Consider the following 10,702-nt stretch of genomic DNA (forward strand, 5'->3'; position numbering starts at 1 on the left):
CCTCACCTCACGCCGTGGCCGCGTAGGCCCCCGCCTGCTTTTCCAGGACGATCATCTCCACGCCGTCGGCGCCCCTCGACGTACCGACCGTCTCGTACCCCACCCGGCGGTACAGGCGCAGGTTGCCCTCGCTGCGGTGGCCGGTGTGGAGGCGGAACTTCTTGGCGCCGCGTTCCTCTGCCAGCGCCGACTCGGCCGCGCGCAACAGCCTCGCGCCGATGCCATGGCCCTGGAGGCGGGGGTGCACGCAGAGCTTGCCGATGGCGGCGGCGCCGTCCTCGGTCACCGCGCCGCGCACCGAGCCGACGACCTCCTCACCCAGCCTGGCCACGAAGACGCAGTCCCCGACGACCTCCTCGCGGACGGAGTCCAGGCTCTGGACCAGCGGGTCGATGCGGTAGTTGCCGTACAGAGCGGCCTCGCTCTGGAAGCACAGGTACTGCAGCCTGAAGATCTGCTCCGCGTCCTGCTCGGTCGCCGCAGAGATGGTCACGCTCATGCCCATGTGCGCACGCCTCCCGCTCACCTGATCGCCTGTTGTCCCTCACTCCTATCCCCGCGCTCCGCGGGCCGCAACCTCCGGTGTGAGCAATCGGCGCAGACATCCCAGGCATCTGGAACGTTCCGGACCAAGACTGCCCTGTGAGATACCCAACTCCCCCGCGATTTCCCGGTATGTGAGGTCCCTCGGCGACAGGAGGGCAGCCATCAGCCGCGGGCACCGGCCGGGCAGCCGGCGCACGGCGTCATGCAGGGCGCGGCGACGGGCCGAGGCGAGGGCGAGCTGCTCGGGGGTGCGGTCGCTCTCGTCGACCGGCTCAACTCCGTACGGTCGTTCGAGTCGGGTCGTACGGCGGGTGCGGCGGGACTCGGAGCGGACGGCGCGGCGGAGCCAGCCGGGCGGGTCCAGGGGCGGGCCCTGGGTGTCCAGGCGCTCCAGGAGACGGAGCCAGACCGCCTGTTCCAGGTCGCCCGGTTCCGTTCCGGTGGCATGTGCCTCGGCCAGGGCCTCGGCGGTGAGCAGCGGGCTCAGGGTGGTGACGAGGTCGTGCGTCATATGCAGGTCGACGCGGCCGCCCGGGCGGCGGGTTGCCCGGACGGCCGGCTGTCACCCCAACCGGGGCAGGTGGCTCAGCGGTTGACGAAGTCCTGGCGGGCCAGCACGCCGGTGTCCGGGTTGTCGGTGAAGACACCGTCGATGCCCGTCGCGAAGTACGTCCGGTAGGCGCCGAAGACGTCGCCGTAGGCGTCGGGGTCGGTCCCCTTGCGGAAGTTCGCGGGCAGGAAGGGGTTCTCGTTGCGCATGGTGTAGGGGTGCAGGATCAGGCCGGCCGCGTGGGCGTCCTTGACGAGGGTGGTCGGCGTGGTGAGGTTGCCGGCCGAGTCGCGCGGGATGACCAGGTCGAGGGTGGGGCCGATGCCCTGGGCGTAGGAGGCGATCTCCTTGAGGCCCTTGGGGGTGATGAGGTCGGCGACCGTGCGCGGGTCGCCGGTCTCCACGAAGTCCCAGGGGCGGCTGCCGGCGCCGGACAGGAGCACCACCAGCGGGTTGCCGACGAGCTTGGCCAGACGCCGGATGCTGGTCGGCTCGAAGGACTGGACGATGACCGGCGAGTTTCTGCGGTCCTTGCCGTGCTTGCGCAGCAGCCCGGCGATCCGCTCCTCCAGGCCGAGGCCCAGCTTGCGGAAGTAGGTGGGGTGCTTGGCCTCGGGGTAGATCCACACCTGCTTGCCGCGCTTGCGGGTCTGCTCGTCCTGCCACTTCAGGACCTCTTCGAAGGTGGGGATCTGCCAGCGGCCGTCGTAGAGGGTGTTGTGGGGGCGGTTGGCCGGGATGCGCTCGATCGCGCGGAGCGTCTTGAGTTCGGCGAGCGTGAAGTCCTCGGTGAACCAGCCGGTGGTGGAGACGCCGTCGAGGAGCTTGGTGGTTTTGCGGTCGGCGAACTCGGGGTGGCTCGCCACGTCGGTGGTGCCGCCGATCTCCGGCTCGTGGCGGCAGACGAGGTGACCGTCCCGGGTCGGCACCAGGTCGCCCGCCTCGACGATGTCGGCGCCCAGGTCGAGGGCGAGCTGGTAGGAGCCGAGGGTGTGCTCCGGGCGGTAACCGCTGGCGCCCCGGTGGCCGATGACCGTCGGCACGGGCAGGCTCCGCACGCCGCCGCCCCCTCCTCCGTACCCCTCGTCCGCCGCTCTCGCCGTGCCGGACAGTCCGAGGACCGCTCCGCCCGCGCCGAGCACCGCGGCGCCGAGAAGCGCCCGGCGTCCGGTGCCACCCGTCCGCCCGGTCGACTCCTGCTCGTGCTGCGACTCCTGCGTTCCCATGAACGCCCTCCTGTCATCGGCCCGACCATGCGCGCCGATCGTAGGTGCGGGTCCGTGGCGGGCGGGAGACCTGCGGCGGAACACGGGGGTGACACGGGATGTCGCATGGGAACAGATGTCTGATGCTCCGTCGGCTTCATGGCGCCGCCCCGGGGTACGCGGTCGGTACGCGACCTCCGTCACATCGTTCCGTTCGGGTTACCGGCGGGAAACGCCATGCCACCGCAGGTGAACGGGCGTCAACACTGCGTAAGACCTCAGTGAATCCGGCGTTCCCGATGTGCACGACCCCCCAGGCCGCGAGTAATGTCCTCACCTGCACAGACTCATACAGATTGCCTCGCCGTTCTCTTGACCCCGGAGGGCCCGTTGTCCCGCTTCGCGCTCATCAAGGCAGTGCTCGGACCGATCATGCGCCTGATGTTCCGCCCACAGGTGGAGGGCGCGGAGCACATCCCGGGCGACGGTCCGGTGATCCTGGCCGGGAACCACCTGACGTTCATCGACTCGATGATCATGCCGCTCTTCTGCGACCGGCAGGTCTTCTTCATCGGCAAGGACGAGTACGTCACCGGCAAGGGCCTCAAGGGCCGGCTGATGGCCTGGTTCTTCACGGGCTGCGGCATGATCCCGGTCGACCGGGACGGCGGCCGCGGCGGTGTCGCGGCGCTGATGACCGGCCGTCGGGTGCTGGAGGAGGGCAAGGTCTTCAGCATCTACCCGGAGGGCACGCGCTCCCCCGACGGCCGGCTCTACCGGGGCCGTACCGGCATCGCCCGGCTGGCCATGATGACCGGCGCGCCGGTCGTCCCGTTCGCCATCATCGGCACGGACAAGATCCAGCCCGGCGGCGCCGGCTTCCCGCGCCCCGGCCGGGTCACGGTCCGCTTCGGTGAGGCGATGGAGTTCTCCCGGTACGAGGGCATGGACCGCGACCGTTACGTCCTGCGGGCGGTGACCGACTCCGTGATGACCGAGGTCATGCGGCTGTCCGGTCAGGAGTACGTGGACATGTACGCCACCAAGGCGAAGGCCGCGTAGCGCTCCGCGGAGCGAGCCGGCCGCCGCGGCCGACAGCTGAGTGTCGACTGCCGGTCGGCCGTGACTGGTCGCGCAGGTCCCCGCGCCCCTGACGGGCACTGTCCAGCCGCCTGCGGTCCGTGCAGGAGTACGTGGACATGTACGCCACCCACGCGAAGGCCGCGTAGCGCTCCGCTGAGCGAGCCGGCCGCCGCGGCCGACAGCTGTGTGTCGACTGCCGGTCGGCCGTGACTGGTCGCGCAGTTCCCCGCGCCCCTGACGGGCACTGTCCAGCCGCCTGCTGTCCGTGCAGGAGTACGTGGACATGTACGCCACCCACGCGAAGGCCGCGTAGCGCTCCGCCGAGCGAGCCGGCCGCCGCGGCCGACAGCTGCGGGACGACTGCCGGTCGGCCGTGACTGGTCGCGCCGGTCCCCGCGCCCCTAACGGGCACTGTCCAGCCGCCTGCTGTCCGTGCAGGAGTACGTGGACATGGACGCCACCCACGCGAAGGCCGCGGAGCGCTCCGCCGAGCGAGCCGGCCGCCGCGGCCGACAGCTGCGTGTCGACTGCCGGTCGGCCGTGACTGGTCGCGCAGTTCCCCGCGCCCCTAACGGGCACTGTCCAGCCGTTGGCCGCGGAGAAGGAACCATGCCGCCACCGCCGCGGCGAGGAGCACCGCCGCCCCCACGCCCGCCGCCAGCGCGAGTCCGTCCACGAAGGAGCCCCGGGCCGCGTCGAGCAGCGCCTCGGACGTGTGGGCCGGCAGGCCGGCCGACGCCTCCACCGCCGCGCCCAGCGATTCGTGTGCCTCCGCCGGTGTGCCCGCCGGGCCCGTGAAGTCGCGGTAGACACCGGTCACGATCGAGCCGAGTACGGCGATGCCCAGGGCGGCGCCGAGTTCGTACGCCGTTTCGGAGACCGCGGACGCGGAGCCGGCCTGTTCCTTGGGTACGGAACCGAGGATCACGTCGGCGGTGACGGTGAACGAGAAGCCGGCGCCGATGCCGACGAAGAGCAGGGCGGTGCCCAGGAGCGGGTAGCCGGTGGACTGGTCGATCACGGTGAGGGCGGCCAGGGCGAGGCCGACGGCCGCGAGGCCCCCGGAGACGACGGACCGGACCGAGAAGCGCCGGGCCACCGAGCCGGCGATCAGACCGGCCGCCACCGCGCCGACGGCTGCGGGCAGTTCGGCCAGGCCCGCTTCCAACGGCGCTCTGCCCTGGACGAGTTGGAGGTACTGGGAGAGGAAGAAGACGAGGCCGGACAGACCGAGGATGGTCAGCAGGTCGGCCAGGACCGCACCGCTGAAGCCACGGTTGCGGAACAGCCGCATGTCGAGCAAGGGGGTCGGCAGGGTGAACTGGCGGCGCACGAAGCCGTACAGCGCGCCCGCGCCCAGCAGGGCCGCGGCGAGCGTCTCCCACGTGAGGCCGTGGGTGGCCGCCTCCTTGACGGCGTAGACGAGTCCGATCATGCCGACCAGTGACAGGGCGACGCTGGTCACGTCCCACGGGCCGGGACGCGGATTGCGCGACTCGGGCAGCAGCTTGACGCCGACGACGACCAGGACCGCCATCACCGGCAGGTTGATGAGGAAGACCGAACCCCACCAGAAGTGTTCGAGCAGGAAGCCGCCGACGATCGGCCCGATCGCCGTGCCCGCGGAGGCGGTGGCGCCCCAGATGCCGACGGCGAGGCTGCGTTCGCGCGCGTCGTGGAAGATGTTGCGGATCAGGGCGAGCGTGGCCGGCATCAGGGTCGCGCCGGCGACGCCGAGCAGCGCCCGGGCGATGATCATCATCTCGGGTGTCGTGGCGTAGGCGTTCAGGACGGAGATCGCGCCGAACGCGGTGGCGCCGACGAGCAGGATCCGCTTGCGGCCGATGCGGTCGCCGAGGCTGCCCATGGAGACGAGCAGACCGGCGATGACGAACGAGTAGACGTCACCGATCCACAGGAGCTGGGTGCCGGAGGGCTGCAGGTCCTCGCTGATGAAGGGGGTCGCGAGGCCGAGGACGGTCGCGTCCACGGCCACCAGCAGCACGGCGAGCACGAGGACGGACAGCGCGAGCCAACGGCCGGGGCGCTTCACCGCCTCGGTCGGGTTCGCCGGCTGCAGGGTGCTGGTCATGATTCCTCTCTCCGTAGTGCGCCGCCGAGCAGCAGCTCGGTGATCATGTGGGTGAAGTCCTTGGAGGCGACTCTGCCCTCCGACACCGCCCAGGCGCCGGAGGCCATCAGGCCGTAGAGCGCCTCGGTGAGCCAGGCCGGGGTCAGGTCGATGCGGAACTCGCCGGACGCCTGGCCGCGGCGGAACAGTGCCGCGATCCGGTCGTCCAGGCGGGCCCAGCCCGCGTTCCGCTCCTCGCCCTCGAACAGTTGGTTCTCGCTGTAGAGGAAGGCGAGCAGTCCGGCGGCGGGTTCGAGTTCCTTCACGAACCTGCGCAGCGCCTCCTGGGCCGGGCCGTCGTCGAGCCGTGCGGCGGCCGCCGCCGCCTCGCACTCCGCGATGCCGAGCGCCTCCAGCGCGCGGACCAGCGCGTCGCGCCCGGCGAACTGGCGGTGCAGGGTGGCGCGGCTGATCCCGGCCGCCTTCGCGACCTCGTCCATGGTGGCGGTGGATTTGCGGGTCAGCAGGGCCGCGGCGGCGCGCAGCACATGGTCACGGTCGACAGCCATGAGACAAGCATAGAGCATATGAGACAACATTGTCTCATCGCTGGCATGCGTGACTCATCCGAGGTGGCGCCCTCGGGGGTTGGTCAGTGCCAGGGCAGACCGGCGCGCTTCTCCCAGTACGTCCACGGCTCCTCGGTCAGTCCGGCCAGCCGGGCCAACTGGTCCTCGCTCAGGTCGACGACCGCCGCGTGCAGGTTGGAGGCGAGCTGGCCGACGGTGGCGGCGCCGGAGAGGACGACGCCGGCCCACGGCTGACGCAGGACGAGGGCGAGGGCCACGGCATCGCAGCCGAGAGACGTTTCCTCGGCCACCGCCTTCAGGGCCTCCGGTGCGTGCGGTGCGGCGAGGCGGCCGTTGGCCATGCCCTCCTTGACGATCACCGTGAGTCCGGCGTCGTGCGCCTCGGCGAGCGCGGGGGCCGCCGACGTCTCCAGGGCGTTGTACGTCGACTGGACGGTACGGAAGAGGGGCTCGCCGTCGACCGTCACGGCGAGCGCGGCCCGGATGGCGTCGGCCTGGGCGGGGCCGCTGGTGGAGAAGCCGACGGTGAGGCCCTGCGCGGCGGCTTCGGCCAGCTTCGCGTGCAGTTCCTTGTCGGTGAGGGCCGGGCTGTCCGGGGTCACCGAGTGGATCTGGTAGAGGTCGAGCCGGTCGCCGAGCAGTCCGTCGCTCTCGGCGCGCTGCCGCTCGTACGTGGCGAGTGTGTGGTCCTTGACCTCGTGCTCGGCCGCGTCGGTGCTCCAGGCCGCCGTGTAGGTGTAACCCCACTTGCTGCCGACGACGATGTCGTCGATGCCGGGGCGGGTGTTCAGCCAGTCGGCGAGGAACTCCTCCGAGCGGCCGTAGGAGCGGGCCGCGTCGAAGTAGCGGACGCCCTGGGCGTAGGCCGCGTCGAGGAGTTCGTGGGTGCGGGCGCGCAGCGTCTCGACACTGCGGTCCGCTCCGAGGTCGTGGTCTCGGCCGAGGTTGATGTAGCCGGGGCGGCCGACCGCGGCGAGACCCAAACCGATGTGGCAGGTGGGCGTCGTGGCGGTCGCGAGACGTGCGAAAGGCATCGCGGGCTCCGATCGGTCGGCTCCGGTACGGCATTCCGACCAACGTAACCCGCGACGGCCTTCGGCCCGGTTCGCCTCAGAGCTCGGGTCTTACGGTTCTTCGGCGGGTGCGGGATCGTTGTGGCTTGTCGCGCGGTTCCCCGCGCCCCTGAGGGGCGCTTCCCTCACCGCTGCTCTTTGGCGGTGGCCCACTCGTGCTGCGCCGCCACGTCCGCCTTGACCTCCGCCAGCTGCACGGCCACCGCGCTGGGCGCCGTACCGCCGCGGCCGTCGCGGGAGGCGAGGGCGCCGGCCACGTTGAGGACGGACCGGACCTCGGGGGTGAGGTGGGCGGAGATCTTCGCGAACTGCTCGTCGGTGAGCTCGTCGAGCTCCTTGCCCTCCGCCTCGGCGACCTTCACGCACTCGCCCGCGACCTCGTGCGCGACACGGAACGGCACGCCCTGCTTGACCAGCCACTCGGCGACGTCGGTGGCGAGCGAGAAGCCGGCCGGGGCCAGCTCCTCCATGCGCTCGCGGTGGACGGTGAGGGTGGCGATCATGCCGGTGAAGGCGGGGAGCAGGACCTCCAGCTGCTCGCAGGAGTCGAAGACGGGCTCCTTGTCCTCCTGGAGGTCGCGGTTGTACGCGAGCGGGAGCGCCTTGAGGGTCGCCATGAGGCCGGTCAGGTTGCCGATCATGCGGCCCGACTTGCCGCGCGCCAGCTCCGCGATGTCCGGGTTCTTCTTCTGCGGCATGATCGACGAACCGGTGGAGAACGCGTCGTGCAGGGTCACGAAGGAGAACTCCTTCGTGTTCCACAGGATGATCTCCTCCGAGATGCGGGAGAGGTTCACCCCGATCATCGCCGTGATGAAGGCGAACTCCGCGGCGAAGTCACGGGAGGCCGTGCCGTCGATGGAGTTGCCCACGCTGCCGTGCTCGAACCCGAGGTCCTTGGCGACCGCCTCCGGGTCCAGGCCCAGGGAGGAGCCCGCGAGGGCGCCCGAGCCGTACGGCGACACGGCCGTCCGCTCGTCCCACTGGCGCAGGCGTTCGGCGTCCCGGGCCAAGGGGTGGACGTGCGCGAGGACGTGGTGGGCGAAGAGCACCGGCTGGGCGTGCTGGAGGTGGGTGCGGCCGGGCATCGCCACGTCCGGGTGCGCCTGGGCCAGGCCGATCAGGGCGTCCTGGAGGTCGGCGATCAGACCGCCGATGATCCGGGCGTGGTCGCGCAGGTACATGCGGAAGAGGGTCGCGACCTGGTCGTTGCGGGAGCGGCCGGCGCGGAGCTTTCCGCCGAGGTCGGGGCCGACGCGCTCCAGGAGACCGCGCTCCAGCGCGGTGTGGATGTCCTCGTCGGCGACGGTGCCGACGAGCACGCCCGATGCCACGTCCGTCTCGAGCTGGTCGAGGCCCGCGAGCATCCGGGTCAGCTCGTCCGCCGTGAGCAGACCCGCCTTGTGGAGCACGCGCGCGTGGGCACGCGAACCGGCGATGTCGTAGGGCGCGAGCCGCCAGTCGAAGTGGACGGACGCGGACAACTTCGCCAAGGCCTCGGCGGGACCGTCGGCGAAACGGCCGCCCCAGAGCCGTACGTCACCGCTGTTGCTGCTCACTTGCGTTGCTCCTTGGATGCATGGTCGCGGATGTGCCACCGCCTCCCTGCCGACCGGCGGTCAGGGAGGCGGCATTCACGCTATCGCTTGCGCGAGGTCGCGATCGCTCACGCGAGGTCGCGCTTGGCGGCGATCTTCGACGACAGGCTGTAGATGTCGATGAAACCCTTGGCCGCGGCCTGGTCGAAGGTGTCGCCCGTGTCGTACGTCGCCAGGTTGAAGTCGTACAGCGCCGACTCGGAGCGCCGGCCGGTGACGACCGCGCGGCCGCCGTGCAGGGTCATCCGGATGTCGCCGGAGACGTGCTGGTTGGCCTCGTTGATGAAGCCGTCCAGGGCGCGCTTGAGCGGGGAGAACCACTGGCCGTCGTAGACCAGTTCGCCCCAGCGCTGCTCGACCTGGCGCTTGTAGCGGGCCAGTTCGCGCTCGACGGTGACGTTCTCCAGCTCCTGGTGGGCGGTGATCAGGGCGATCGCGCCCGGAGCCTCGTACACCTCACGGGACTTGATGCCGACCAGGCGGTCCTCGACCATGTCGATCCGGCCGATGCCCTGGGCGCCGGCGCGCTCGTTGAGCTGCTGGATGGCCTGGAGGACGGAGACGGGCTTGCCGTCGATGGCGACCGGGACACCCTCCTTGAAGGTGATGATCACCTCGTCGGCCTCGCGCGGGGTGGCCGGGTTCGAGGTGTACTCGTAGATGTCCTCGATCGGACCGTTCCAGATGTCCTCCAGGAAGCCCGTCTCGACGGCACGCCCGAAGACGTTCTGGTCGATGGAGTACGGGGACTTCTTGGTGGTCGCGATCGGGAGGTTCTTGTCCTCGCAGAACGCGATGGCCTTGTCGCGGGTCATCGCGTAGTCACGGACCGGGGCGATGCACTGGAGGTCGGGGGCGAGGGCGACGATGCCGGCCTCGAAGCGGACCTGGTCGTTGCCCTTGCCGGTGCAGCCGTGGGCCACGGTGGTGGCTCCGTGCTTCTTGGCGGCGGCGACGAGGTGCTTGACGATCGTCGGCCGGGAGAGCGCGGAGACCAGCGGGTAGCGGTCCATGTAGAGGGCGTTGGCCTTGATCGCCGGGAGGCAGTACTCCTCGGCGAACTCGTCCTTGGCGTCCGCGACCTCGGCCTCGACCGCGCCGCACGCGAGGGCGCGCTTGCGGATGACGTCCAGGTCCTCGCCGCCCTGGCCGACGTCGACCGCAACGGCGATGACCTCGGCGCCCGTCTCCTCGGCGATCCAGCCGATGGCGACGGAGGTGTCCAGTCCGCCTGAGTAGGCGAGTACGACGCGCTCGGTCACGGTTCTCTCCTCATGTGCATTCGCTGACATGCATGAGTATGCAGGAGTCCGCATGATTCGTCAATCTCGGCCGGGCCGGCGATGAATTTGAAGAGCCCTTGAACATTCGAAACCGCTTTCCCGTACCTCTCGCCGAACGCAGGCGCCGCGTTTGTCAACGCTGAGACCCCCCGACCCGAGTGAGGCATCCGCATGTCCAGGGCTCTTCCGAAGTACAACAAGCGTCGCGTCGCGTTGATCGGCGGCGCCGCCGCGGTGGTCATGACCGGCGCGGTCATCGCCGGTTCCGCCCTCGCCGGGGAGTCGGCGGGATCGAAGAGCGGCACCACGAACGCCCGCACGCTGGCCGGTCCCGGCACCATCAGCTGCCCCGACGTCGCCTCCCAGCTGCCCGCGATCCCGGCCTCCGCGCAGGCCGAGGTGGACCGCAACCTGACCCTGCTCCAGACCCAGATCAACGAGGCCAACAAGCGGCTCGTCGACACCGTCGGCCAGGGCGGACCCAACTTCGTCCAGAACGCGATCCTCGGCCCGCTGGAGGACAAGCGGATCGCCACCGTGAACCGCATCGCCACCGCGATCGGCCGCACGGCCGAGAAGCCGACGGGCCTCGACGCGCTCGCGCCCTGCGCCCTCGACGCGGACGGCGCCGCGGAGGCCGGCGAAGAGGCGGGCGCCGGCGGGGAAGCGGGCGCCGGCGAGGCGGAGGCCGGCGGCGAGGCCG

Annotated in this window: 9 protein-coding genes and 1 pseudogene; 2 read left to right on the top strand and 8 right to left on the bottom strand. The window is 70.9% G+C overall.

The window, feature by feature from the left end; all coding sequences use genetic code 11:
• Window positions 1-7: 7 nt before the first annotated feature.
• The 3 genes from ACWBNA_RS15790 to ACWBNA_RS15800 all read right to left on the bottom strand — a co-directional run bounded on the left by ACWBNA_RS15790 (window position 8) and on the right by ACWBNA_RS15800 (window position 2,322).
• Window positions 8-505 (bottom strand): GNAT family N-acetyltransferase, encoded by a 498-nt coding sequence (locus ACWBNA_RS15790; protein WP_482704961.1) that lies wholly within the window; start codon window positions 503-505, stop codon window positions 8-10.
• Between the two features lie 45 nt (window positions 506-550).
• The gene (locus ACWBNA_RS15795; protein WP_482704962.1) at window positions 551-1,057 is read right to left on the bottom strand and encodes a sigma-70 family RNA polymerase sigma factor; all 507 of its coding nucleotides are present in this window, start codon (window positions 1,055-1,057) and stop codon (window positions 551-553) included.
• Window positions 1,058-1,131: 74 nt separating this feature from the next.
• A complete protein-coding gene (locus ACWBNA_RS15800) occupies window positions 1,132-2,322 on the bottom strand; it encodes a glycerophosphodiester phosphodiesterase (RefSeq protein WP_482704963.1) in 1,191 nt (396 codons plus the stop codon).
• Window positions 2,323-2,742: 420 nt separating this feature from the next.
• On the opposite strand from ACWBNA_RS15800, the gene ACWBNA_RS15805 reads away from it, so the two are divergent.
• Window positions 2,743-3,363 (top strand): lysophospholipid acyltransferase family protein, encoded by a 621-nt coding sequence (locus tag ACWBNA_RS15805; protein WP_482704964.1) that lies wholly within the window; start codon window positions 2,743-2,745, stop codon window positions 3,361-3,363.
• A 589-nt stretch (window positions 3,364-3,952) separates the two neighbouring features.
• Here ACWBNA_RS15805 and ACWBNA_RS15810 read toward each other — a convergent pair.
• The 5 genes from ACWBNA_RS15810 to ACWBNA_RS15830 form a co-directional block, all read right to left on the bottom strand.
• Entirely contained in the window at window positions 3,953-5,476 is a 1,524-nt protein-coding gene (locus ACWBNA_RS15810) for an MFS transporter (protein WP_482704965.1), read from the bottom strand.
• A complete protein-coding gene (locus tag ACWBNA_RS15815) occupies window positions 5,473-6,024 on the bottom strand; it encodes a TetR/AcrR family transcriptional regulator (protein ID WP_482704967.1) in 552 nt (183 codons plus the stop codon). Before ACWBNA_RS15815 ends, ACWBNA_RS15810 begins: the two co-directional genes overlap by 4 nt.
• 83 nt (window positions 6,025-6,107) lie before the next feature.
• Window positions 6,108-7,079 carry an aldo/keto reductase gene (locus ACWBNA_RS15820; RefSeq protein WP_482704968.1) on the bottom strand — a complete coding sequence of 324 codons (972 nt, stop codon included), beginning with the start codon at window positions 7,077-7,079 and terminating at the stop codon, window positions 6,108-6,110.
• 164 nt (window positions 7,080-7,243) lie between these two features.
• Window positions 7,244-8,677, bottom strand: coding sequence for an argininosuccinate lyase (gene argH, locus ACWBNA_RS15825; RefSeq protein ID WP_482704969.1), 1,434 nt, complete (start codon window positions 8,675-8,677; stop codon window positions 7,244-7,246).
• Between the two features lie 107 nt (window positions 8,678-8,784).
• Window positions 8,785-9,978 (bottom strand): argininosuccinate synthase, encoded by a 1,194-nt coding sequence (locus ACWBNA_RS15830; protein WP_482704970.1) that lies wholly within the window; start codon window positions 9,976-9,978, stop codon window positions 8,785-8,787.
• A gap of 192 nt (window positions 9,979-10,170) precedes the next feature.
• Here ACWBNA_RS15830 and ACWBNA_RS15835 point away from each other — a divergent pair.
• Window positions 10,171-10,702, top strand: a pseudogene (locus ACWBNA_RS15835) (hypothetical protein); the annotation flags it as partial.

The organism is Streptomyces sp. Q2 (assembly GCF_056820935.1).

Coding starts and splice junctions, on each gene's coding strand:
- ACWBNA_RS15820 (WP_482704968.1), bottom strand. CDS start 7,079: ATGCCTTTCGCACGTCTCGCGACCGCCACGACGCCCACCTGCCACATC.
- ACWBNA_RS15800 (WP_482704963.1), bottom strand. CDS start 2,322: ATGGGAACGCAGGAGTCGCAGCACGAGCAGGAGTCGACCGGGCGGACG.
- ACWBNA_RS15805 (WP_482704964.1), top strand. CDS start 2,743: ATGTTCCGCCCACAGGTGGAGGGCGCGGAGCACATCCCGGGCGACGGT.
- ACWBNA_RS15815 (WP_482704967.1), bottom strand. CDS start 6,024: ATGGCTGTCGACCGTGACCATGTGCTGCGCGCCGCCGCGGCCCTGCTG.
- ACWBNA_RS15795 (WP_482704962.1), bottom strand. CDS start 1,057: ATGACGCACGACCTCGTCACCACCCTGAGCCCGCTGCTCACCGCCGAG.
- ACWBNA_RS15790 (WP_482704961.1), bottom strand. CDS start 505: ATGGGCATGAGCGTGACCATCTCTGCGGCGACCGAGCAGGACGCGGAG.
- ACWBNA_RS15810 (WP_482704965.1), bottom strand. CDS start 5,476: ATGACCAGCACCCTGCAGCCGGCGAACCCGACCGAGGCGGTGAAGCGC.